Source organism: Paenibacillus sp. Paensp38, from assembly GCF_059491915.1.
On sequence record NZ_CP168516.1, the window covers coordinates 3,118,011 to 3,141,581 of the forward strand.

Sequence of the window (23,571 nt, forward strand, 5' to 3'; positions counted from 1 at the left end):
ATGCATCCTGTAAAACCTCTTGCCCTGCTGCTTACGGTAAGCGTGGCGGTTTCTTCGTTTTGGCATCCGTCCCTTACTGCCGCAGCCCTACCCCACATTACGTTCGATCAGAGGAGGCTCTCCATGAGTGAAATTGTAAAACGCGCTGATGCGCCAGTGGAAAATACATGGAAATTGGAAGATCTGTTTCCCAACCGCAAAGCATGGGATCAAGAATACGAAGAAGTCAAACAACTAGCCAAAAAGGCTGAACAATTCCAAGGCAAGCTCAATTCAGCAGAATCGATTGGCAACTGCTTTAAATTGGAAGATGAATTGTCGCTGAAAACCGAGCGTGTATATGTGTACGCACATCTGCATCATGATGAGGATACAGCTGAACCTACATACCAGGGTCTTTCGCAAAAAGCCAAAAAATTAGGCGTTGAGGTTAGCGAGTCTCTTTCTTTTGTGACACCTGAAATTTTGGCACTGCCAGATCATCAGCTCGATGCCTTCATTGAAGATCCGAAGCTTGCAGATTATCGGTTCACCCTTCAAGAAATGAAGCGGGAAAAAGCACATATTTTGGGCAAGACAGAAGAAGCGCTGCTCGCTCAGGTTGGCAATCTGGCTCAAGCCCCGCAAACGATTTTCGGCATGCTCAACAATGCTGATCTGAAGTTTCCAAAAATTAAGGATGAGAACGGCAAAGAGGTTGAGCTGACTCATGGCAGCTACATTCAATTCCTCGAAAGTCCACACCGCGAAGTACGCGAACGTGCTTTTAAAGCGGTGTATGACACGTATGCCAAAAATAAAAATACAATTGCTTCTACACTAAGTGCCAATGTGAACAAAAATATTTTTTATTCTCGTGTTCGCAAATACCCTTCTGTACTGGAAATGTCACTATACGGTGACAATATTCCGAAGGAAGTGTATACGAATCTCATTGACACCATTCATGAAAGCTTGCCCCTGCTCCATCGTTACATGAAGTTGCGTAAGAAGTTGTTAGGTGTGGATGAGCTCCATATGTATGATTTGTTCGCTCCACTTGTGGACGAATACAAGATGGACATTACGTATGAAGACGCCAAAAAGCAAACAAAGGAAGGCCTTAAGCCACTGGGCGCGGACTATCTGGCTTCGTTGCAAAAAGGCTATGATGAGCGCTGGATCGACGTATACGAGAATGAAAACAAACGTACGGGTGCATACAGTTGGGGAGCTTATGGTACCCACCCCTATGTGTTGCTGAATCATAAAAATAACCTGAACAGCATGTTCACACTTGCTCATGAAATGGGGCATGCGTTGCATTCGTACTATTCAGACAACGCATTGAAGTATAGAGATGCACAGTACACCATTTTCCTGGCTGAAGTGGCATCCACAACCAATGAAGCGTTGCTAATGGACTACCTGCTGAACAAATCAACCGATCCAAAAGAGAAAATGTACCTTCTCACCTATTATGCAGATCAATTCCGCACAACGGTATTCCGTCAAACCATGTTTGCGGAATTTGAGAAAATTGTACATGAACGCGCTGAACAGGGGGAATCCCTCACACCGCAGCTTTTATCAGAGATTTACTATGATCTGAATGTGAAATACCACGGACCAGGCATGAAGGTAGATAAAGACATTGAAATGGAATGGGCACGAATCCCCCATTTTTATAACAGTTTTTATGTCTACAAATATGCTACTGGCTTCTCGGCAGCAACCAGTTTCTCGAAACAGATTCTGGAAGAAGGCCAGCCAGCCGTTGACCGTTACTTGGGCTTCTTGAAGAGTGGCGGCAGTGATTATTCAATCAATATTTTGAAAAAAGCTGGCGTTGACATGTCCTCTCCGCAGCCGATTCGCGAAGCGATGAGCGTATTCGAAGAAGTCATTACAGAAATGGAAAAGCTAACTGAAGGAAAGTAAAACCGTGCGCACTTAAAATCCAGCATTGAAATGATGCACGGATAAATCCCTTGTCCATGGCGGGCAAGGGATTTTATAATGTAACGGGAGGAGGTGGCATTTTGAAAACACAATGGTCTTTGATCGCAGCTCTTGTTATTGCTTTGTTAACAGCTGTATTTGCTGTTATTAATGTGAATTCGGTTCAAGTGAACCTTCTATTCAGTATGGTCAGCATTCCTTTGATTCTGCTTATTCTCGGTTGCACTCTTCTAGGTGGACTTATTGTCGGTTCTTTCGGTATTTTCCGCCAATATAGGCTTCAGAGGGAGATTAAACGTCTGACGACTCAGCTTCATACACTACAAGAAGAGCACACATCCACGGTAGAAGCAAACGCGGATGTGACCTATGACACGACTGGTTCTTCCAGCACAGGGTCTACATCCGACCAAGATATAGAGCAACCGTCCTCTAACTCTGATCGGTTGTCCAAATGAGGAGGAGCAACAAATGACGATTCAATTAAATGAGAATTATATGATGAACTTTTTAAATCAGCTACTGAACACACCCAGTCCCAGTGGATATACACACCATGTGATGGAGCTGATTCGTCAAGAAGCGGAAAGCCTCGGGGTACAAATCGAATGGAATGCAAAAGGCGGTGCCATCTTGACTCTGGAAGGTCAGGAAACGGACCATACGGTGGCGCTGAGCGCACATGTGGATACATTGGGCGCAATGGTGCGTTCCATTACAGCACAAGGCACCCTACGTCTGACATCCGTCGGCGGCTTCATGATGAACAGTATTGAGAATGAATACTGCCTTATTCATACCAGAAGCGGACAAACGTATACAGGCACTATTCTGTCCAGCCATCCATCTGTGCACGTCTATGATGATGCACGGAGCTTTGAGCGCAAGGAGAGCCATATGGAGGTACGGATTGACGAGCTTGTCGAGTCAAAAGAAGACGTGCTTCAGCTCGGTATTGCAGTGGGCGATTTTATTTCGTTCGATGCGCGTCCAGTCGTAACACCAAGTGGATTTATCAAGTCACGGCATCTGGATGATAAAGCTAGTGTAGCTGCGCTGTTTGGTTTACTGGAATCTGCTGTACATGGAAACTGGAAGCCTCGACATACCGTTAAATTGCTCATTTCTAACTACGAGGAAGTGGGGCACGGAGCGGCTTACATACCTGAAGGAATCAGTGAGATGATAGCTGTCGATATGGGCTGCATGGGTGAAGATCTGAGCTGCAAGGAAACGGATGTTTCTATCTGTGCCAAAGATTCCTCCGGGCCTTACGACTATACTATGACAACCCGTCTAATTAAGCTGGCCAAAGAGCTGAATATTCCGCATGCGGTAGATATTTATCCACACTACGGTTCGGACGCTTCGGCTGCACTACGAGCAGGTAATAACATCCGTGCTGCGTTGATCGGCCCTGGCGTACACGCCTCCCATGCTATGGAGCGCACGCACAAGCAGGCCGTGGTGAACACTGCCCATCTGCTTGCAGCTTATGTGACAGTTTAATTCGAATAACGACAATCAGCCTGTTACATCGTCGAATAGATCAGTAAATAAAAAAGCAAGTCTTCCGGTTTTTCGGATACTTGCTTTTTTAGTCTGAGCAACATGAAGAAATAGCTCTGGCAGAATGCTATTAATGTGGCTTTATCATTGCTTAAGATTTACTTTGTTCAATCTGCTCGGCCAGCTCATTAAGGTAGGTCCAGCGTTCCATTTGGTGCTCCAAATGCTGTTCTGCCTTCGCTTGCTCAGCCATGAGCTCCTGTAGTCGTGCTGAATCACTAAAAGACTCTTCCATCTGCCGCTGAATGTCGGCCAACTTCTGTTCGGCTTGTTCAATCAGCTCATCAATTTGCTCATATTCCCGCTGTTCCTTAAAGGTGAATTTAAGCTTGGTTTTACTTGTCTCCTTGACTGACTCGGAAGGACCCGCAGACTTAGGCGTGGAAGAGCGATTCGAGGAATCCGTACTCGTCGAGACAGACGTATTCACAGAAGATTGAGCATTTTTACTAATCCATTCTGCATACTCGCTATAGTCGCCCACATGTACACGTACCTGTCCATCCCCTTCAAACGCCAGTATTTTGTCCACTGTTCGATCCAGGAAATAGCGATCATGAGAAACAATAAACACCACGCCCGGGAATTCATCCAGATAGTCTTCCAAAACGGAAAGGGTTTGAATATCCAGATCATTTGTTGGTTCATCCAGCAATAGCACATTCGGTGCCGACATCAGAACACGAAGCAGATACAAGCGCCGTTTTTCACCCCCGGACAGCCTGGAAATAACCGTCCATTGCGCGCTTGGTGCGAACAGGAAACGCTCCAGCATTTGTGCAGCTGTAATCGTCGAACCGTCTGCTGTACGAATCACTTCGGCTTCTTCCTTAATATATTCAATAACACGTAAAGATTCGTTCATTTCCTGATGTTCCTGAGTAAAATAGCCAAGCTTCACCGTCGGTCCCAGCACAACGTTGCCGGAGTCCGGTTCTATATGCTGGGCAATCATTTGGAGCAAAGTGGATTTCCCACTACCGTTAGGACCTAGGATACCAACACGATCACCAGGAACCGCAATGTAGCTCAAATCCTGTATTAGCTTACGAGAATCTACCGATTTGGAAAGATGCTCGATCTCCAATATTTTTTTACCCAGACGTGTGGAGGCGACGGACATATCTACAGATCCAGAACGAGCTTCCGGTTGCTGATCCCTAAGCTGCTCATATCGGTCAATACGCGCTTTCTGCTTGGTGGAACGAGCCTTTGCTCCACGGCGGATCCAAGCCAGCTCATTACGCAGCAGGTTCTTCCTTTTTTGTTCCGTAGACGCTTCCCGCTCCTCGCGTTCTGCCTTCAGCTCCAGAAAACGGGTATAGTTAGCCTCATAACGGAAAAGGCGACCATGATCGAGCTCCAGCATGACATTTGCAACTCTATCCAGAAAATAGCGATCATGCGTGATCATTAACAACGCACCACGTCTTTTTTGCAAATACTGCTCCAACCATTCAACGGACTCATTATCAATATGGTTTGTGGGCTCGTCCAGAATGAGCAGCTCGCAGGGTTGGATCAAAGCCGCCGCCAAAGCCACCCGCTTACGTTGCCCACCGGATAGAACGCCCATACGAGACTCAAACTGGGTGATCCCCAGTCGGGTAAGTATATTTTTGGCCTCACTCTCCAGCTGCCATGCCTGGAACGTATCCATTTGCTGACTTGCTCGCAATAGACGTTTTTGAAGCTCCTCGCTACCCGGGTTTAATTCCAACAACTCCATGGTTTCTGTGTATTCACGGACCGCTTTCATCTCAGGCTGACTGCCATGAAAAATATGCTGGAGTACCTTCATTTCAGGATCAAACTCCGGATTTTGTGCTAGATACTGAATTCGCACATCGTTGTTCACTGCAATATTGCCATCATCCGGCGGCTCTAAGCCGGAAATCACGCGTAAAAATGTTGATTTACCGGTGCCATTTACACCAACGACTCCTATTTTGTCACGTTCATCCATACCAAAGGAAGCATCCTCAAACAACATTTTCTCGCCATAGCTTTTCGTTATATGTTCAACGGTCATAATATTCATACGGATTCCCTACTCTTCCCCAATTTTGTGATGCATCCTGTTTATTTTAACACAGACACAGCCAATGATTAAAAAAACCGTTATCTGAATGAATTCAGTACGGTTTCTTAGCAATAAGATGTCAGGATTTTTGTATTCCGGCTTTACAGCCATGCATAAATAAGTTCGCTGCTAGTTCAGCCGTCTGATCCACGTCACATTCTCGGAAATCTTTATTTAATAAAATATCCATTTTTAGGCGCTCCAACATCCCAATGAATGCCTTCGCATGAAACTCGGACTGCTGTACACCCTCTGACGCCAGTTTATTTTTGACCAAATCAGTATAGTCCTGAATAAATCCCCGCATAAACTCCATTAGATCGGGGTCACTGTTGGGGGTCATAAAAAATAATTTCGTATGCTGCTTGCGCTTGAAATAGTAGTGCAGATGCAAATTTGCCATCCGCAGCAGACCTTCTCCCAAAGTACGATTGATTAATGCGCCTTGCATTTCGGCTAGGTATTGCTCGCAATCTCTACGTGTGACTGCTGTAAATAGCTGCTCTTTGCTTTTAAAGTACAAGTATACTGTGCCTTTGGCAACTCCCGCTTGTTCTGCAATCTCGGAAATTTTGCTTTCATAAAAGCCTTTGGTGCCAAAGACTGTGTAAGCGGCGTCCAAAATGGCTTCATATTTATCTCCGTGTATATCGCCCATCTTAGCACCTCCTTATACAAGGATCGAAACACCGTCAATTCTTATAATAATTATTCCCTTGTAACGATCCCCAGCTCCGTGTTCAGAGTATAAGAAAAATACCTGCAAGAGCGACCAATCCTCCGAAAATAGAACTAATGCTATTCACCCGATCATTACTCATCCAACGCCAGCCTCGTACATAGACCGTCGTTTGTCCACAATGTGAGTCTACTTCTACTTCCCGTCCACAAACCGTGCAGGAACGCATCATTTGCACCGTAGCACCAAGATAGGAATCAGCAAAGGCTCCAGCACTACCGGATATACCTCCAACCAGTGCCCACAGCCATAACGGCAAACTCTGCGTTCCTATGGCGTGTCCAAAGCCCCATGCACCTATGCCAATCAGTAGACCCCCAGCCAAGGCCGCAGCCGTTCCCAATACAGATACTCCTCCTGAGGTTCCAGGTGCCAGCACCTTCCCGTTAAGCACTGAACGGGGTGGCTTACGACTCAGACTGCCAAATTCCGTTGCCCACGTATCGGAAGTGACCGTAGCCATGACACCGACAAAAGCCAGCTGCCACGTAACATGGGGCCATATCGCATAACCCAGGCATAACAGCATACCTAATCCCCCATTAGCCCATACTTGGCCTGCATCCCGGTTGCCGGTTTTGGCATACGACTTTTCCAGCTCAGCCTTGCGCTCCTTTTTGAACCTCGACAGGAGGGTTGACGTGATAAAGAACAAGAGCAATGTGCCGAACCAGAACAGGTTACCCGCCCCATAATATACGGTTCCCATCAGTACAGCCGCAGCAAAGCCAGATAAGGTTAAGGATTTTTTATAAAATGCAGCTCCCGCCACCACAGCAGCACAAAGCAATCCGATGATCCAGTCCATGATATACCCCCGCTTTTGAAATGAATCTCCGTTTTTCTTTATTCGTTCTGTATATTATTGTACAACGCTCCACGCTTATATAAAAGCCGTGTCCCATGCTTTGGCACAGGACACGGCCTTCAAAACATTCCCTTTTTTAATCCTCTTCTGTGGATTCCGTTCACAAATTTATGCGATGGTGAAGCTTCCCTGACGCTCACTCCCCCAGAAAAGCTCAAAGCGATCCCCGCTTGCTGTAGGCCCTACTCCTGCTGGAGTACCTGTAAAAATAATATCTCCCTCGCCCAGTCCATAATGAGTAGCTATATATTCAACGATGTGCTGGATAGAAAAAATCATATTTTTGACATGTCCACGCTGCACTTCCTGTCCATTTTTGAGCAAGGAAAAATCCTGCAGCTCCAGCATGTCCAATTGTTCTAAAGGCAGGAATGGTGTCACGGGAGCAGACGATTTAAAGCCTTTGGCGGCGGTCCATGGATGGCCTTTTTTCTTGAGAACACTTTGTACATCACGCAGGGTAAAATCGATGCCGAATGCAAATGCGTTCAGACACGTATCTGCGGACATGCCCGGTTCGTATTTACGTCCTACAGCTACAACCAGCTCAGTCTCAAAATGAATATCTCCCTGCCCCTGCGGAAGCTCCAGCGTGGCGCCATCCAGCGGCACAACCGCATGAGACGGCTTCAAAAAAATCATTGGTTCTGCGGGAACCTCATTACCCAGCTCCTCCGCATGCAGTTTATAATTGCGCCCAACACAATAAACATTACGAATTTCCACGTTCATTACGACCCTTCACCCTTCCCGCGTATGTAGTCCAATTATTAACGTATAAGTTTACGTATATAGTGCCACATCCGATGCTTGGAAAGCAAAAAAACCCGTTCCCAGCGATCCGGCCAATTGGTGCAAATCATCAATTCAGGATGCAATGAGGCCAATTTCCGCATTATACGGCGGTCATCCACCGTCCACGCCATGACAGTAATACCGCGTCCAGTGAGATCTTTCATCAAGTTTCGATCCAAACGCGGATAGCCTATAGATAAAAAAGTGCATTGTAGCTGTTCCAGTTGCTTTGCCAAGTCATCTGGACGCGCGTCAATAATCAATCCGGTACGGATCTCAGGACACAGCTCCTTAGCCCGGCGTAATGCAGCACGCTCAAAAGAGGTTAATACCACCTCTCCCTCCATCCCTCTCATCGCAATTTCACGGAGTACGGCTTTCTCCAGTCCTGGATACATATCTCCCGCTGTTTTAAGCTCAATATTGAGCGATACGCGGCCACGACATAAATCCAGCACCTGTGCGAGGGAGGGGATTATTTCTCCACGGTATTCTGCACTTTTCCAGCTACCAGCATCAAGTTGTTGCAATGCTTTCCAGTCCGAATCCTTTACTCTCCCTGTACCATTCGTCGTTCGCTCCAGTGTAAAATCATGAATTACCACCGGAACACCGTCCTTTGACAGCTGTACATCCAGCTCAATCCAGTGTACAAATGGTTGCTCCAACGCAAGCTGAAAGGCTGCCATCGTGTTCTCAGGAGCAATCCCCGAAAAACCGCGGTGAGCCACACACAAATTATTCATCTTGTTATGACCTCCATCCACAAAGGAGTCCCTCATACGCTCATTCCGTCAATTCCTATATTAACAATTTCTTTCGAAATTCTATTGAGCACTTACTGTACCATCCGTCCCAATCGAGACATTTCCCGGTGACAGTGCCGCCACTCTCTGCAAAATTTTGCTGGCCTCCGTATCCTTCAATGGGATCGGCTGACCCAGCTCCGCCCGATAAGGAGTCAGCTTCATCTCGCAAGCCCCTTTACGGGTACATGTTGCCTGAAATATCGCTGTATCCCAAGTGGCTGGCACCGTTGATTTAGAAAAAATAAAATTGCCTGTGCTGTATGCAATCCATTTACCTTTATATTGCTCCATCCCTTGAAGCACATGTGGATGACCGCCAATGACAAGATCAGCTCCAGCATCAATAAAAGCGTGCGATAACTCGGTTTGATGGGGCTCAAGTGCAGTTGCGCGCTCCTTCCCCCAATGGGTAATGACAATCACCAGATCGGCCTGCATTCGTGCCTCACGGATAGACTTTACGATAGCGGTCGAATCATAGGCTCCTGCTACACCGGGCTGTTTGGCGCCCGCATTCCAGTTGGCTTCAGGCATAACACGTGTAGTCCCCAACAAGGCAATTTTGATCCCTTTACGTTCAAAATAATGCGGTGCATATGCTTCTTTTGCATTACGTCCGGCTCCAGCATGGGCTATACCCTTTTCATCCAGGTATTTCAGTGTATCCAGTAATCCGCCTGTGCCCTGATCCAAAATGTGATTGTTGGCCAAATTGACAGCGTCTATCCCTGCCGCAGCCAACGCAGTTAACGCTTTGGGCGAAGATTTATACACATACGTTTTATTTAACGCACCCACACCATTCGTTGTCACGGGCGTTTCCAGATTGGCAATCGTCAAATCGTCTTTATGAAACAAGTTTCCGAGATATTGATACGGAAAATCAAACCCATTCTGCTCCAAACGCTGCTCAACTTTACCGGAAAACTGCACATCCCCTACAAAGTGAAGCGTGACTGTCGGAGAGTCTGCACCGTCTGTTTTGGATTTCTTTATATCCTCCGTTCCTCCCTTATCGGTGGATGGATTACCGTCGTATATATCCTTATTGGACGTATCGTTCTGTGCTTGCCCGTCTTTCCCCGAGGACAATTTTGCTCCTGTGGAACTGCCTTCGGGAGCATTTGTGTCAGACGTTGTCGCGGGACGATTGCTTGTGTCTGAAGCAGCAGATTGCTTTGTTTCATCGTCGACAAATTTATTTTCTGCATGGGGGCCTTCATCCAGCTGTTTATTTGACAAGGCTGTAACATTTTCACTGACCGAGGAAGTAGACCGATCTGCACTAGCAGATCCTGTTTGGATTTTCTTCTCCGTTTGCGAATACCCGGCATTTTCCGCAAGAGAGCCACTGTTGTCGTGTTCAAATATGTAATAATAACCGAAAAGACCTACAATCATAAGCAGTAGGACCAGATTTGTAATGATCCAAGCCTTGCCTATTTTTGGTTTTCTTGCTTTTTTGCGACCTTCATTTCGCTGTGATCTGGGAGGGTACATTCTTCACTCCTTCTATGCTATTGCATTTGCATAACTTCTTTATTAGCTGGCGAACTTTACACCTTCTCCATTATATATCAAATTTCAATATAAATAGAACCCCTCGCCTGGATCGCGAAGGGTTCATTATCGAACATTTACACCTGTACCTTGACTGCTTCCTGTTGTGTCGTTTGGACGGCATTGGAGGCCCATTCCTTAGCCTGACGGATGCAATCCGGTAAGCCAATTGCATCATAGCCAGCGCCCAACACATACACTCCCGGCATCTCAGTGCGTAACTCTTCACGCAAATCAGCTATAGCCTGCGGGTGCCCTACCGGATATTGCGGCATGGAATTGCGAAGACGTGTAATTTCCGTGAACAACGGAGTCGCTGTAACTCCCATCATCTCTTTCAGATCCTTACGTACCAGTCCAATCAACTCATCATCCGGTAACTCTACAGTGTCTTCAGCTCCTGCTCGCCCTACATAACAGCGCAACAGCACCTTATCATCTGGGCTGGTATGAAGCCACTTGGCAGACGTCCATGTACAAGCGGTCACGCTGCGTCCTTCTTTACGAGGAACCAGAAAACCAGAACCGTCAAAGACGTTCTCAATATCTGTTTTATCGAAGGCTAGGACCACGTTTGCTACGGAGACGTAATTAACAGCTTCCAGTGCAGCCACATTGACATGATCTCGCAATAGCGGCGCAGCAGCAAAGTTGGGAGTCGTTACAAAAATATCATCCGCCTCCAGCATCTCTCCATTGTCCAGCATAACGCGATATGGGCTGCCTTCACTTGGCGGTGTCTTTGTGAATTTTGTAACAGCAATACCGGTGCGTAAATCACAGTCATACAAATCATTCAGTAACGCATGCACCAAACTTTGCAAGCCTTGACGGAAGGTCAAAAAGGCGCTTTTTTTCGTACCCGTATGTGTTTCAGCTGGTTTTCGACCTGTCATCATTCCGTGAATGAGACTTCCGTATTGCTTCTCTACCTCAGCAAATTGTGGGAAGGTCGCTTGCAAACTTAGTGTCTTCATGTTGGCAGCATAAATCCCTGCCAGTAGTGGTTCGGTTACATTTTCTAGCACTTCTTTGCCAAGTCGGCGTTCAATAAAATCACCCAACGCCTCATCTCCCGGTACACGGCGAGGCGGAATGACAAAATCCATCATAGCCCGCATTTTCCCGCCTAAAGAGATCAAGCCGCTGCGCAAAAAGGGTTTCAGCTCCGTTGGAATCCCCAGCACCAGTCCAGGGGGCATCGGATGAAGCTGTCCTTCATGCAAAATGTATGTCTTTTTAGCCTCAGGATTCGTGCTCACCAGTTCATGATCCAACTCCAGCTCTTTTGCCAGGTCTATCATGGCCGTTTTACGGGCCAGAAAGGAATCTGGCCCCTTTTCAATCACAAAACCATCTTTATGCAGTGTTTCAATTTTTCCGCCCAGCACGGATGCTTTCTCCACCAGCGTAATTCGAGGTGTGTAGCCAGCTTCTTTGTACATTTTTCGTGTATAAAAAGCAGTGCTAAGCCCGGTCAAGCCTCCGCCTACAATTACAATATTACGTAACCTTTGCTCCATTATGTCCTCATCCCTTTTTCCATTGGTCTATGATGACATCACTAAGCGTCTCCATATACAGTGGATCACTGTTGAGTGAATCAATACGCTGAAAACGCATATCCAATTCCTTCGCCAAAGCCTGTGCTTCAATATCCAGATCGTATAACACCTCTAAGTGATCAGAAACAAAGCCAACTGGTGCAGCCAGCACATACTCCACTTGCTCCTCTTTAAGACTGTGCATGGTATCCAAAATGTCTGGCCCCAGCCATGGTTCTGCTGTACGACCGGCGCTTTGCCACGTAAACTGCCAGTTGGTAATCCCCGCCTTGTCCGCAACAGCCTGCGAAGTAGCCATTAATTGCTCTACATAAGGATCACCCATAGCCAAAATCCGCTCAGGCAAGCTGTGCGCACTAAATAGAACACGAACCTCATCCCGCTTGGCTCCAGCTTCTTCAAAAAGCGCCAGCTTGGCGTTCACACGCTCAGTTAGCGTCTTAATCAACTTTGGATGAAGATAATAGCTCTCCACAAATGATATGGCCAGATCCAGTTCCTGTGCCTTAGCCTGTGCGCGCTTAATATAAGTGCCTACACTCATAACGGAATAATGCGGAGCCAGCACGACACCCACCGCAGCACGAATGCCATCTTGCACCATGGCTTCCACACCGTCCTCAATAAACGGTTTCGCATGTTTGAGTCCCTGATAACAGGCAAATTCAATGTCCGGGTTGCGATTTTCCCGATTTAGGGTTTCCTGCAGGTTTTGAACCTGCCGATCCGTATTCTGACGCAGCGGAAACACACCGCCCACAATAGCTTCATAACGATCCTTTAATTCCTTTAGCTGCTCCGGCGAGGGAGCATTACCGCGACGGATATGTGTATAGTAGGCTTCCACCTGATCCAGACTTTCTGGCGTCCCGTAGGACATAACCAGTACACCCACTTTGGTTTTCATTAGCAGATCACCTCTTAACATTTCTAATGGTTTAATTCTTTGACAAAATCGAGTGGGAATACTCATGTACATAATCAGTAAGCTCTCTTAGCTTATCTAGCGAGGCTTCAGGAAATAAACCGTGACCGAGATTGAAAATGTAACCCGGCTCCAAGATACCTTCATCTACAATGGTTTTCGCATACTGCTTGATAACATCGATTGGCGCAGTAAGCACATAAGGATCCAGATTTCCCTGTACACCAAAACCGTTGCCCAAGCGACGACGTCCTTCAGGTATACTTACCCGCCAGTCCAGTCCAATCACATCGGCTTTTAACCCATTCAAGTGTGGGAGCAATTCACCAGAGCTTACGCCCGGAAAATAAATTTTAGGTACATCCAGATCAGATAATTCATGAAAAATACGTGTGATAGTCGGCAGCACAAAAGTTTGAAAATCATAGGGCGAGAGCGCACCTACCCAACTATCAAACAATTGAAAAGCCTTACCGCCATTAGCGATATGAGCTCGCACGTATGTAATAACCATGTCCCCTAGCTTATCCATCAGGCGATGCCACAACTCAGGCTCTCCATACATCATCGCTTTGGTGCGAATATATCCTTTGGAGGGTCTTCCTTCTATTAAATAGCTTGCAATGGTAAAAGGCGCTCCAGCGAACGTAATCAATGGCACGTTCAGTTCACGGTCCAAAATGCGGATCGTTTCCAAAATATGACCCAAATCGCGTTCCACATCAATTGGACGCAACTTGTCTACGTCTGCAGCTGACCGGATCGGATTATCAATAACCGGTCCAATATTTTTGACAATATCAAAATCAACCCCTAGCGAGGCCACCGGATTCATAATATCAGAATATAAAATTGCAGCGTCCACCCCGAGCTTGCGCACGGGCATTAAAGTCACTTCTGCGGCCAACTCGGGCTGGCGGCATATCTCAAGCAACGTGTATTTTTCTTTAATTTTGCGATACTCAGGGTCATACCTTCCGGCCTGCCGCATGTACCATACGGGAATATGATCCACAGCTTGCTTGCGGCAAGCGCGGATAAAAGTATCATTGTAGGTCATGACTTCAGCCTCCAGTTCGAATCATAAATACTATATTTTAATTATGCCCTTTTTCAAGAGTCGTAACAACCGTAGCTCTCGAACAAACCATGACAAACCCATGACATTTGGATAAAGTTTCAATGAAGTGTGCTATACTAGAGAAATGGCTTTTTTTAAAGCTCCGGAGAAGTTATGCGTTGATACGTAGGATTTACAACAGGATGAGAATGGGCAGAAAGGAAGTGAAAGCACATTGAAAACGTGGGAGACGTGGAAAATCAATCTCATTGTGCTTTGGTTCGGTCAGTTTCTGGTCAATGCGGGTATTACGATGATTACTCCGTTCCTCGCTCTGTATCTGGCTCAGGACCTTCATGTGAAGGGAGAGCACGATATTGGTCTATGGGCTGGAGTTATTTTTGCCGCTAACTTTTTGACCTCATTTATGTTCCAGCCTTTGTGGGGCAAGCTGGCTGACCGATATGGACGTAAAGTCATGCTGCTTCGCTCAGGCTTTGGTATGGCTTTGGTCATCGGATGTATGGGTTTGGTCACCCATCCGTGGCAACTGCTGGCGCTTCGCCTGCTGAACGGTACGATTTCGGGTTTCAATCCGGCATCGATTTCCCTAGTATCGGGCACCACTCCCAAAGAGCGAACCGGATTCGCTATGGGGATTATGCAATCCGGTCAGATGGCCGGCACGATTCTCGGTCCTCTGCTAGGCGGATTTTTGGCTGATTGGGTCGGATTCAGACCGATTTTTTATATTACAGGCGCTCTGATTTTTATAGCCTCACTCATTGCAATGTTTCTGGTTAAAGAAAATTTCAGTAAAGCGGAAGCCGCACGCACACCGCAAATTTCGGTTCTTGCCGGATTAAAGGAGCTAAGCCATACGCCCCAGCTTCCGGCTTTGTTCACCGTAACGTTTCTGCTCCAATTTGCCATGATCAGTACGGTATCTCTGCTGCCGTTATATGTGCAAAAACTGTATGGGTCGGCAGAAGGAATTGCGCTGATTGCCGGGTTCGTTACAGCTATAACAGGCGTATCCAATATGATTGCTGCACCGCTCCTTGGAAGATTGAGTGACAAGATAGGAGCGCACAAGATCTTGACCATTGCACTGCTCGGAACGGCGGTTATGCTCATTCCGCAGGCTTTTGTCAATGAAGTGTGGCAACTTGTCATTATCCGTTTTTTCATGGGTGTATTTATGGGCGGTCTGCTACCAAGCGTAAATGCGCTGATTCGCACGTATACACCGGAAGGAATGGAAAGTCGTTCTTTCGGCTTCAATACCAGCTCGCTCGCGCTTGGGAATATGCTGGGTGCTGTCATTGGCGGGGTGCTATCCGGGTTTATCGGCATCGAAGGACTGTTTATCATGTCAGGTGTCCTGTTAATCGTCAACATATTCTGGGTACGCATGAAGCTTTTTGATCGTAAGGCTACGCCTGATTTCAGGTAAGAAACCTTCAGGTAAGACAAGCCCACCTTAACAGACAAGAACCTCCTTGCCCACGCTATAGTGGACAAGGAGGTTCTTTTTTGTATAGATAGCTATACATGGGGAATGAACGCTATTTAACTCGAGCTAGCGCCAATCCATCGTAAGCTGGCAAAAGCGTGCTGACCAGCCGCGGATCTGTTGCTATCGTTTCGTTAAAACGTCTCACGGCCTGAACGGCAGGGCCGTTCTTATCCGTATTCAGCGTCCGTCCGCGAAGGAAACAGTTGTCTCCCGCAATAATGGCACCTGGATTCGCCAGAGCAATCGCATATTCCAGATATACTGGGTAATTTTCCTTATCTGCATCAATGAAGAAAAAATCGAAAGTTCTTCCCTCTTCCTGAAGTTCTTTCAAGCTGTCCGCTGCGGGTCCAATACGATATTCGACACGGTCACCGTATCCATTGTTTTCCATATGTCGATGTGCCAGCGCTGCGTACGCTTCTTTCAGCTCCAGTGACACAATACGGCCCTTTTCTCCCAGCCCACGGGCCAGACATAATCCACTGTAGCCGCCTAATACGCCGATTTCCAGTACATGCTGTGCGCCAGATACTTCAATTAGAAAGGTCAACAGTTTTCCATAAGGATGGGCAACGGATACTTCCGGCATACCTTCTTTAACGATAGCCTCCCTAATACTGCGAAGTGCTTCATCCTCTTGTACCAGCTGGTCTACATATTGTTCAGGCGTCATATTGGGTGTAATTTCCACGGTTCATCTCTCCTTATTACTTAATCATAACGCAGGTAGGACGTGGTGTCCTTCGTAAATTTTTTACCTTAATGATTTGTCTCTTCGAGTACAATGACCTATACTATAGGGATTGAACCAAGCTTACATGATTATGGGGACGGAGTGAATACGTTTAATGACTCAACTGCAACTAATTGCGACTGCGCCAATGGGACTTGAGGCCGTCGTGGCCCGAGAACTCAGAGAACTCGGGTACGAAGATCTAACCGTCGAAAACGGCCGCGTCGTTTTTACCGGAGATTATATGGATATATGCCGGTGTAACCTGTGGCTTCGCACATCAGACCGCGTACTTATTAAAATGGGTGAATTTGCTGCAACAACCTTCGATGAGCTGTTCGAGGGTACCAAAGCATTACCCTGGCAGGATTGGATTCCTGTAGATGGTGAATTCCCCGTAGAGGGACGTTCGCACAAATCACAGCTTAGTAGCGTACCAGCCAGTCAAGGAATCGTCAAGAAGGCGATTGTAGAGAAGCTCAAGGAAACCTACCACACAGATTGGTTTGCTGAAGATGGCCCTCGTTACGTCATTGAGGTCATTCTATTGAATGATCGTGCGTTGCTGACGCTTGATACAACCGGTCCAGGACTGCACAAACGCGGCTACCGTAAGCTCGTTACAGAGGCGCCCCTCAAAGAAACGATGGCTTCTGCTCTTATTCAGCTTAGTCGCTGGAGCCCGGACCGCCCCTTCTATGACCCATGCTGCGGTTCCGGTACTTTATTGGTCGAAGCTGCCATGCAAGCCTGGAATATTGCGCCAGGACTGAGACGTACCTTTAACTCGGAAGACTGGCCTGTCATTGGCAGAGAATTATGGGATCAGGCTCGCGACGAGGCGATGGATTTGACCCGCGATGACATTCCTTTTGAAATTGCAGGTAGCGATATCGATCCAAATGCCATACAAGTTGCTGAGGCAGCTGTAAAAGCAGCAGGCTTTGCTAAAGACATCCCTCTTAAGGTGATGCCTGTAACTAAAGTCAGACTCGAAGGACAATATGGTGTGATGATTACAAACCCACCTTATGGCGAGAGACTGAGCGAACAATCCGAGGTGGAAAAGCTGATCCGTTCACTCGCACGCACGGCAGCCGAAATGAAGACCTGGTCCTTCTTTGCCATCAGCTCCACCAAGCAATTTGAGCATTATTGGGGCCGTAAAGCAGACAAGCGCCGGAAGTTGTTTAACGGCCGGATCGAATGCCAATACTATCAGTATCTAGGCCCTCTGCCTCCGCGCCGCAAAGATACTTCGCCGTTGCAGCCTTAAATAAGATGAAGCCTAGGCCAGGAAACGAACTCTCCGTTCGTTGTTCTGGCCTGATTTGTGCTGTATTTTCTTTACTTAATCATTGAAATGCGCGAGATGAGCGCTATAATAATTAAAGGCATTTCGGTTTTAACATTACGTTAATATGTAATTTATACTAGCCGAACATTTCTGCCAGAGGGGGTAAAGTGTTGGTTATTCGCACGTCCAGTGCAAGTCGCACTGGTAACACGTTCAGCAGAATGCTGCTGTCTCGATATTTTGGACTAGGTCTGTTTTTTGTGCTTATGATCGGCAAGCTCGTACTGATTCACTATAACTTGCATGCCCAAAATATTGACATGAATCCGCTGGATTATGTCATCGCTATTGGTTCGCTTTTACTTGTGAGCTTCTGGACCTTATGGCTGCCACGTCGCGGACGTTTGATTGCTCTTGTGGTGCTCGATATGTTGCTCACCGCGCTCATTTATTCCGACATGGTTTATTATCGGTATTTCCAGGATTTCATTACGATTCCCGTCTTACTTCAAGCTGGACAAGTTGATTCTCTAGGCGGAAGTATCGCATCCCTTATGTACTGGGGGGACATTCTCTTTTTTGCAGACTGGATTCTATTCATTCCGTATGTCATATTTGTGGCTTCCTTACGACGTCGATTTACCACGAATGATACTTATTTAAAAGCATCCCGAAGCTCCTACACAAAGAGGTTCCTGCTTCGCTTCTCTAAAGGAGCATTGGCCTTCCTGATTGGCTATGTATTAACATTTGGGCCGATCAAATATTATACCTCCACGTGGGCAACTGGCATATTTGTCGGCAACTGGTGGTCGATGGCCTTGTACAATGTAACAGGGTTGATCGGATTTCATGGATATGACATCTACCGCTATGGTCAGGATCACCTTGGTCCTCAGCCTACATTGGCTCAAGCGGAATCCGATAAGGATAAGGAATGGTTTAATCAGCACCAAAAGTTGCTTCAGGTAAAAAATGATCTATCTGGCAAGTATAAGGGCAAAAACGTGATGGTCATTCAAGCTGAAGCGTTCATGAACTTTTTTATCGGCAAACAGATCAACGGTCAAGCGATTACGCCTAACTTTGACAAACTGACGAAGGAAAGCATGTATTTCAACAATTATTTTCACCAGACTGCGCAGGGCCGTACTTCGGACGCGGACTTCTCTACACATGCTTCGCTGCATCCGCTCCCTACAGGCTCCGTATTTATCCGTTATGCGGACCATAAATTCGATACGCTACCTTCCATTTTGAAGGATACTGGATATAGTCCCAATGCGTTTCACGTGTATGACAGCAGCTTCTGGAACCGCTACACTATGTATAAGGCAATGAACTATGACAAGTTCTACAGTAAAAAAGATTTTAAAATTGATGAGCCATTGGGCTGGTCCCTGGGAGACAAATCCTTTTTCCGTCAAACGCTCAATGATCTCACTACCGAAGTTAAGCAGCCGTTCTATGCCTATATGGTCGGTATCTCGAGCCATCATCCGTACAACCTGTCACCTGACGCGGTAGATTTAGACGTTGGCGAGTTTGAAGGTACCATGTTCGGAGACTATCTAAAATCTGTCCATTATGTAGATGAAGCACTAGGCGAATTGGTAGATCAGATGAAGAAAGACGGACTGTGGGATGATACGATCCTGATGTTTTATGGGGATCATGATAATTCTATTAAAGACAAAGCACTGTATGAGAAATTTTTAGGCAAGCCACTTACGGATCTGGACATGCAGAAAATCATGAATCAGGTGCCATTGCTTGTGCATCTTCCTGACGGAAGTCAGGCGGGCACGTATACAGAACCGGCAGGTCAGTTGGATCTGACTCCTTCCGTAATGCACCTGCTTGGGATTTCTACAAAACCATATCATTTTATGGGAAACGATCTGTTTAGCGGGAAGCCTCGTATGGTTGTGCTACGTACTGGTGCTTTCACGGATGGACGAGTGTACTACATTCCATCTGAGGACGGTACATTCTCCAAAGGGACCTGTTACAACCTGAGTACAGGCCAGCCTACAGACGTAAACGCCTGCGGACCGGGATATACCGAAGCTCTCAATCGGTTGAACATATCCGATCAGGTTATCACATACGATCTTATTCGCGAATGGGAACCACAAACAAAGAAGTAACTCCTTCTGTATCTGTATCTAATAGACTTTATGTGGGAGGTTGCTGATATAGCATCTTCCCAAACCCCTTTAACGATGTCGCCGCATAACTACTCTGTATATAACAAAAAAGCACGATCCATCGGCTTGTAAGTGCTGTGGATCGTGCTTTTTTATGGATTGTCACTCGACTGCGCTCGTTGTTACCAGTCACAAATGCTTAGGAACGCAACGTTTTTTTGGCCTGTTCAAGCCGTTGTACCTCTTCACCAAGCATATCCTCCGCAACTTCTACTGAGTCGTCACCAAGGCTATCCTTCGCCTGCTGTATGGCATGTTCAGCATGAGTGCGAGACTGCTCCGCCTGTTCAATCAGTTGCTCAGCTGGATGTGACAATGCCTGAGAGACGGCATTGTGGAGCCTGTCCACCGAGTTTTGTGTTTGAGCCTCAACACTGTGATTGTCGAGATTGGAATCATATTGGGCCATGAGTCACTCCTCCTTCTGGGCAGTGGTCTACATCCATTAGCATGGATCAGAAGAAGGGGAACTATTCAAAAATTGCGAATGCTGCGTACTGGAACTATTTGATAAAGCGCGCAGCCTTCTCCAATACTTCATCCTCCGTAGCCGCACTCACATAACGTCCGTTCACATACACAAACGCCCGTTTCCCACAAGGACCGCAATACGATTTGCAGCCGATTTTGATCTCGGCATCTGGTGCCATCTTTTGCAACTTGGGCAAGATTGTTTTCAAGCGAATATGATTGCATTCATCACATACGCGAATATCGTTGGCCATCTGTCATCCCTCCGAGCTCCGGCTTAGTGGTCGCCGTGATTACCTTGGGAAGGGTTAGTAATGACAAATCCTTCTTCGGGGAAGTACAAGTAATCAATTTTCACACCATCCAGCAGCGGCTGGCCGCTTTCCAAAATTACGTCAATGCCTTTATCTGTAGATACGACAGTATCTGTTTCTTTAGGCGTGTCCAAATCCAGCCCGTAATGAGCATGATCTCCATGAGCATGAGTAATAACAACGCGCAGGCTCTTCCCTTGGTTCTCTTCCTTATCCAGTTCAAGTTTCAATACTTTAGCTGCGTTACGAGTAATTTTGCAGTTCATCAAACTTCATCTCCTTCATATTCATTAAATGAAATGTGGTTTATTGGATAAATCACAATTATGTTTAGCATAGCAAAAGGCAATATTCCCATTGTAAAGAAAATCGCGAAAAATCGCAATCACGAAATTCATAAGCTTATCTACCGAACACGTACATGTTGCTTTTCAAGCACATCTGGATATTTTCGTTCGGCACGGGTGACAAACCAATTCATAAGCAATAGCGTAACACCAATATCGTCGATGGGCATAAATGGCATGACATCAGGTAATACCCAATAGAGCAACACAGGCACCGCAAAGAGTAATTTTTCTCCCAGCGGAATCCTTGATGAAGTAATCAATCGGGGCATACGACGAAATACATGTGACCATTGACGGAGAGTTAGTAATCTTTTCCACTTCATAGGTTGTTCACTCCATTTCCAATGCTCCTAAGTATATATACCCCATTGAAGGGACATGTAAAGAGGAACACTTATAAAAAACGTGTTCCTCCTAATACGTGCAAATGATTCGATACGTTTCAGTAGGCCGAATTTTTTACCATGACAGCACTGTTGCCATTAACATGCCCACTTCTGCTGCAATATCATCGTAATCACGCATGGGCAGCGGATTTACGCCTAGACCGACTTCAACGGTAAACCCCGGTTTACCAAATCGCTGTATAAACCAATCCTTGTACCCTGCATCGCTCCCACCCAGCTTTACCGCCCGGTAACCTGTTGCGGCAGCTAGCCGTAAGGCCCAATCTCGGCTCTCCTTAGGCTCTAGATCCCGATAATTCCAATAGATCTCCTGTCCCTGACTGTGTATGGATAACACCATGTCGAACTGTTCGCGCTCCGTTAGATCGGCAAGCGCCTTAGACTCGGGTTCAGACAAAGGTGCAGGCCCTGCATAGTCTCGTCGAGACGGACCTGTTTTACCGCGTCTGCGCACCTCTTCTTCCCAATATGCCGGAAATTGATCGTTGAGGTCGACACCACGAATATTGGCCTTCCAACCGCGATAATCAGCACGTCCTTCATTCCACTTTTTGAGGTCATGATACAACGGATGAGTTGGGAGTATACCTTGTTGCACCAGCTCTACCCCATCCGGGTTGACCATCGGAACCACCCATAAGGATGTATGCTCCAGCAAATCCCGCGGAGAACCTCCATACACCCATTGAGTGGCCACTACATGTTCTTCAGTCCCACCGATCCCTTGTGCATATTGCTCTATAAAACGCAGCAAACAAGGCGTCGTCAGCCATTCATTAGCATGAACTGAAGCATTGGCGTGAATTTTACGCGTTCCCTGCCCAATACGTACATAAGGAATATCCTTCCCCATGACACTGGTTCCAATGCTGCCAACTTCAATAAACGGATATCTGCGGGCTAAGGCCGCTAGGTCTTCCTTTAAATCTTCATATCCATACTCTCCACGTAATCGTACAATCTGATCCTGATGGTCTTCAGGAATAACAATAGTTTTTCCTTCCATAAAATCATGCTCCGCAAGTCCGGGGTTGGCTAGCCGTAACTCATTAAGCTCCACACCAAACTGCTTGGCAATCTGTCTTGCATACTCACCAGGCTGAATAACGTATTTACGATCCGTAGACGGACGAATATATAACACTTGACCACTAATCAGATAGGGTTGCGTGGCGGCCCACGGATTATCTACGATCAAAGTATCCGCCGATAGTTTAAAAGCCGAGGCGACCCGGTGCAATGTATCTCCTTTTTGAACGATATATTCCCTCATCTTCTACGCCCCTTCCATCTGCCTTACTGCATGTTATGCAAACGCGGCGTGTCTTGATGTAGCGAAAAGCAAAACAGCCGACTTCTTTTGTCCAAGGACAAAAAGTCGGCTGTCTCGTTAATCCAAATTGGTGACTTGCCAGACGACAGGCGTTTGGCGAATTTGCTCCCCGAGCCACTGTGCGGCAATGCGCTGGAACAATTCAGGATCGCCGGAACAAAAAAGCTGATGTACCGGCGTTTCGTCCCCAGCTTCCAACTTGTCTTTGTTATACAAAATGGTACTCGTCTCACGCGCCGTTTCATCTGCCGAGCTAATGAGCTTAACTGCAGGCCCCATGACTTCTTGAATCGTTTCCTTCAAAAAAGGATAATGCGTACAACCAAGAATCAAACAATCAATCGGATACGTTTGAATAGGCCTCAATGTCTCCTCCACAACCTGCGATGTCGTCTTGGAGCGGAATAATCCTTGTTCCACCAATGGAACAAGCGCAGGACAAGCATGGCTCACCACGTCTACATAAGGAGACAATTGCTTGAGCGCAGCTGTATACGCTCCGCTTCGAATCGTACCGACAGTCCCAATCACCCCGACATGCCCGGTAGCAGTCGCGCTAATCGCAGCACGAGCCCCGGGGTGAATAACTCCGATCACCGGAATGGATACCTTTTGGCTTATATAGTCCAATGCCGCGGCAGTAGCCGTGTTACAAGCAATAATAATGACTTTCGGATCAAATTGAATCAGAAAGTCAACCATTTGCTCTGTAAATTTTTTAACCTCTTCCGATGGTCGGGGGCCATACGGAGTGCGCGCAGTGTCTCCAAAATAAATGATTTTTTCCCGTGGAAGCTGACGCATGACTTCTTTAACAACCGTCAAACCTCCTACACCGGAATCCAATATTGCAATCGCTTGCTGCACGTACACACCGCTTCCTTTTTTGTTCAAATATGAGTTATTTCATCTCGGAAAGCTATCCGTTGCTACATACCTTATGTCGTATCAGTGTAAAAGGTACCCCAAAAGATTACCCTAAAACGAGGAAGTGATCAATAAAAAGGCTCCATCCCAACG

General features: G+C 46.6%; 22 protein-coding genes. 6 read left to right on the forward strand and 16 right to left on the reverse strand.

The window, feature by feature from the left end; all coding sequences use genetic code 11:
• Positions 1-123: 123 nt before the first annotated feature.
• The 3 genes from pepF to ACEN8J_RS13530 are packed head-to-tail and all read left to right on the forward strand — an operon-like array spanning position 124 to position 3,450.
• Complete coding sequence (pepF, locus tag ACEN8J_RS13520; RefSeq protein ID WP_029516700.1) at positions 124-1,920, forward strand: oligoendopeptidase F; 1,797 nt, start codon at positions 124-126, stop codon at positions 1,918-1,920.
• Between the two features lie 56 nt (positions 1,921-1,976).
• The gene (locus ACEN8J_RS13525) at positions 1,977-2,399 is read left to right on the forward strand and encodes a LapA family protein (protein WP_039269994.1); all 423 of its coding nucleotides are present in this window, start codon (positions 1,977-1,979) and stop codon (positions 2,397-2,399) included.
• Between the two features lie 13 nt (positions 2,400-2,412).
• The gene (locus ACEN8J_RS13530) at positions 2,413-3,450 is read left to right on the forward strand and encodes a M42 family metallopeptidase (protein WP_341039193.1); all 1,038 of its coding nucleotides are present in this window, start codon (positions 2,413-2,415) and stop codon (positions 3,448-3,450) included.
• Between the two features lie 151 nt (positions 3,451-3,601).
• Here the strand turns inward: ACEN8J_RS13530 and ACEN8J_RS13535 are convergent, their stop codons facing one another.
• The 9 genes from ACEN8J_RS13535 to hemE form a co-directional block, all read right to left on the reverse strand.
• Positions 3,602-5,551: an ABC-F family ATP-binding cassette domain-containing protein gene (locus ACEN8J_RS13535; RefSeq protein ID WP_318626739.1), complete on the reverse strand. Its 1,950-nt coding sequence runs from the start codon at positions 5,549-5,551 to the stop codon at positions 3,602-3,604.
• A 121-nt stretch (positions 5,552-5,672) separates the two neighbouring features.
• On the reverse strand, positions 5,673-6,251 hold the full coding sequence (locus ACEN8J_RS13540) for a TetR/AcrR family transcriptional regulator (RefSeq protein ID WP_029516696.1): 579 nt from the start codon (positions 6,249-6,251) through the stop codon (positions 5,673-5,675).
• 82 nt (positions 6,252-6,333) lie between these two features.
• Positions 6,334-7,140, reverse strand: a complete 807-nt coding sequence (locus ACEN8J_RS13545; RefSeq protein ID WP_069011076.1) for a DUF92 domain-containing protein — start codon at positions 7,138-7,140, stop codon at positions 6,334-6,336.
• 168 nt (positions 7,141-7,308) lie between these two features.
• Positions 7,309-7,932 carry a fumarylacetoacetate hydrolase family protein gene (locus ACEN8J_RS13550; protein ID WP_029516694.1) on the reverse strand — a complete coding sequence of 208 codons (624 nt, stop codon included), beginning with the start codon at positions 7,930-7,932 and terminating at the stop codon, positions 7,309-7,311.
• A gap of 38 nt (positions 7,933-7,970) precedes the next feature.
• The gene (locus ACEN8J_RS13555; RefSeq protein ID WP_029516693.1) at positions 7,971-8,741 is read right to left on the reverse strand and encodes a glycerophosphodiester phosphodiesterase; all 771 of its coding nucleotides are present in this window, start codon (positions 8,739-8,741) and stop codon (positions 7,971-7,973) included.
• A gap of 81 nt (positions 8,742-8,822) precedes the next feature.
• Positions 8,823-10,304, reverse strand: a complete 1,482-nt coding sequence (locus ACEN8J_RS13560) for a CapA family protein (RefSeq protein WP_340884999.1) — start codon at positions 10,302-10,304, stop codon at positions 8,823-8,825.
• 137 nt (positions 10,305-10,441) lie between these two features.
• A complete protein-coding gene (gene hemG / locus ACEN8J_RS13565) occupies positions 10,442-11,887 on the reverse strand; it encodes a protoporphyrinogen oxidase (protein WP_029516691.1) in 1,446 nt (481 codons plus the stop codon).
• 7 nt (positions 11,888-11,894) lie between these two features.
• Positions 11,895-12,836 (reverse strand): ferrochelatase, encoded by a 942-nt coding sequence (gene hemH / locus ACEN8J_RS13570; RefSeq protein WP_029516690.1) that lies wholly within the window; start codon positions 12,834-12,836, stop codon positions 11,895-11,897.
• 31 nt (positions 12,837-12,867) lie between these two features.
• The gene (hemE, locus tag ACEN8J_RS13575; protein ID WP_029516689.1) at positions 12,868-13,914 is read right to left on the reverse strand and encodes a uroporphyrinogen decarboxylase; all 1,047 of its coding nucleotides are present in this window, start codon (positions 13,912-13,914) and stop codon (positions 12,868-12,870) included.
• A 235-nt stretch (positions 13,915-14,149) separates the two neighbouring features.
• Between hemE and ACEN8J_RS13580 the strand changes: the two genes are divergently transcribed.
• Positions 14,150-15,370, forward strand: a complete 1,221-nt coding sequence (locus ACEN8J_RS13580) for an MFS transporter (protein ID WP_029516688.1) — start codon at positions 14,150-14,152, stop codon at positions 15,368-15,370.
• 112 nt (positions 15,371-15,482) lie between these two features.
• Here ACEN8J_RS13580 and ACEN8J_RS13585 read toward each other — a convergent pair whose 3' ends face one another.
• The gene (locus tag ACEN8J_RS13585; protein WP_340884995.1) at positions 15,483-16,127 is read right to left on the reverse strand and encodes an O-methyltransferase; all 645 of its coding nucleotides are present in this window, start codon (positions 16,125-16,127) and stop codon (positions 15,483-15,485) included.
• Between the two features lie 157 nt (positions 16,128-16,284).
• Here ACEN8J_RS13585 and ACEN8J_RS13590 point away from each other — a divergent pair, with 157 nt between their 5' ends.
• Together ACEN8J_RS13590 and ACEN8J_RS13595 are read left to right on the forward strand one after the other, a co-directional pair.
• Positions 16,285-17,445, forward strand: coding sequence for a THUMP domain-containing class I SAM-dependent RNA methyltransferase (locus ACEN8J_RS13590; protein WP_023987994.1), 1,161 nt, complete (start codon positions 16,285-16,287; stop codon positions 17,443-17,445).
• A gap of 188 nt (positions 17,446-17,633) precedes the next feature.
• Positions 17,634-19,616: an LTA synthase family protein gene (locus tag ACEN8J_RS13595; protein ID WP_029516686.1), complete on the forward strand. Its 1,983-nt coding sequence runs from the start codon at positions 17,634-17,636 to the stop codon at positions 19,614-19,616.
• A gap of 199 nt (positions 19,617-19,815) precedes the next feature.
• On the opposite strand, the gene ACEN8J_RS13600 is transcribed toward ACEN8J_RS13595, so the two are convergent.
• The 6 genes from ACEN8J_RS13600 to racE form a co-directional block, all read right to left on the reverse strand.
• Complete coding sequence (locus ACEN8J_RS13600; protein ID WP_023987992.1) at positions 19,816-20,085, reverse strand: hypothetical protein; 270 nt, start codon at positions 20,083-20,085, stop codon at positions 19,816-19,818.
• A gap of 94 nt (positions 20,086-20,179) precedes the next feature.
• Entirely contained in the window at positions 20,180-20,401 is a 222-nt protein-coding gene (locus tag ACEN8J_RS13605; RefSeq protein ID WP_007429791.1) for a YuzB family protein, read from the reverse strand.
• A gap of 23 nt (positions 20,402-20,424) precedes the next feature.
• The gene (locus tag ACEN8J_RS13610; RefSeq protein ID WP_013370462.1) at positions 20,425-20,727 is read right to left on the reverse strand and encodes an iron-sulfur cluster assembly accessory protein; all 303 of its coding nucleotides are present in this window, start codon (positions 20,725-20,727) and stop codon (positions 20,425-20,427) included.
• 140 nt (positions 20,728-20,867) lie between these two features.
• Positions 20,868-21,134 (reverse strand): hypothetical protein, encoded by a 267-nt coding sequence (locus ACEN8J_RS13615; protein ID WP_069011069.1) that lies wholly within the window; start codon positions 21,132-21,134, stop codon positions 20,868-20,870.
• A 136-nt stretch (positions 21,135-21,270) separates the two neighbouring features.
• Positions 21,271-22,491 carry a M14 family zinc carboxypeptidase gene (locus ACEN8J_RS13620; protein ID WP_495593577.1) on the reverse strand — a complete coding sequence of 407 codons (1,221 nt, stop codon included), beginning with the start codon at positions 22,489-22,491 and terminating at the stop codon, positions 21,271-21,273.
• A 117-nt stretch (positions 22,492-22,608) separates the two neighbouring features.
• Entirely contained in the window at positions 22,609-23,418 is an 810-nt protein-coding gene (gene racE, locus ACEN8J_RS13625; RefSeq protein ID WP_069011068.1) for a glutamate racemase, read from the reverse strand.
• Positions 23,419-23,571 lie beyond the last annotated feature (153 nt).

Bases quoted from the DNA above. Each gene is read 5' to 3' on its own strand.
- pepF (WP_029516700.1), top strand. From the start codon at position 124: ATGAGTGAAATTGTAAAACGCGCTGATGCGCCAGTGGAAAATACATGG.
- ACEN8J_RS13525 (WP_039269994.1), top strand. From the start codon at position 1,977: ATGGCGGGCAAGGGATTTTATAATGTAACGGGAGGAGGTGGCATTTTG.
- ACEN8J_RS13530 (WP_341039193.1), top strand. From the start codon at position 2,413: ATGACGATTCAATTAAATGAGAATTATATGATGAACTTTTTAAATCAG.
- ACEN8J_RS13535 (WP_318626739.1), bottom strand. From the start codon at position 5,551: ATGAATATTATGACCGTTGAACATATAACGAAAAGCTATGGCGAGAAA.
- ACEN8J_RS13540 (WP_029516696.1), bottom strand. From the start codon at position 6,251: ATGGGCGATATACACGGAGATAAATATGAAGCCATTTTGGACGCCGCT.
- ACEN8J_RS13545 (WP_069011076.1), bottom strand. From the start codon at position 7,140: ATGGACTGGATCATCGGATTGCTTTGTGCTGCTGTGGTGGCGGGAGCT.
- ACEN8J_RS13550 (WP_029516694.1), bottom strand. From the start codon at position 7,932: ATGAACGTGGAAATTCGTAATGTTTATTGTGTTGGGCGCAATTATAAA.
- ACEN8J_RS13555 (WP_029516693.1), bottom strand. From the start codon at position 8,741: ATGAATAATTTGTGTGTGGCTCACCGCGGTTTTTCGGGGATTGCTCCT.
- ACEN8J_RS13560 (WP_340884999.1), bottom strand. From the start codon at position 10,304: ATGTACCCTCCCAGATCACAGCGAAATGAAGGTCGCAAAAAAGCAAGA.
- hemG (WP_029516691.1), bottom strand. From the start codon at position 11,887: ATGGAGCAAAGGTTACGTAATATTGTAATTGTAGGCGGAGGCTTGACC.
- hemH (WP_029516690.1), bottom strand. From the start codon at position 12,836: ATGAAAACCAAAGTGGGTGTACTGGTTATGTCCTACGGGACGCCAGAA.
- hemE (WP_029516689.1), bottom strand. From the start codon at position 13,914: ATGACCTACAATGATACTTTTATCCGCGCTTGCCGCAAGCAAGCTGTG.
- ACEN8J_RS13590 (WP_023987994.1), top strand. From the start codon at position 16,285: ATGACTCAACTGCAACTAATTGCGACTGCGCCAATGGGACTTGAGGCC.
- ACEN8J_RS13600 (WP_023987992.1), bottom strand. From the start codon at position 20,085: ATGGCCCAATATGATTCCAATCTCGACAATCACAGTGTTGAGGCTCAA.
- ACEN8J_RS13605 (WP_007429791.1), bottom strand. From the start codon at position 20,401: ATGGCCAACGATATTCGCGTATGTGATGAATGCAATCATATTCGCTTG.
- ACEN8J_RS13610 (WP_013370462.1), bottom strand. From the start codon at position 20,727: ATGAACTGCAAAATTACTCGTAACGCAGCTAAAGTATTGAAACTTGAA.
- ACEN8J_RS13615 (WP_069011069.1), bottom strand. From the start codon at position 21,134: ATGAAGTGGAAAAGATTACTAACTCTCCGTCAATGGTCACATGTATTT.
- ACEN8J_RS13620 (WP_495593577.1), bottom strand. From the start codon at position 22,491: ATGAGGGAATATATCGTTCAAAAAGGAGATACATTGCACCGGGTCGCC.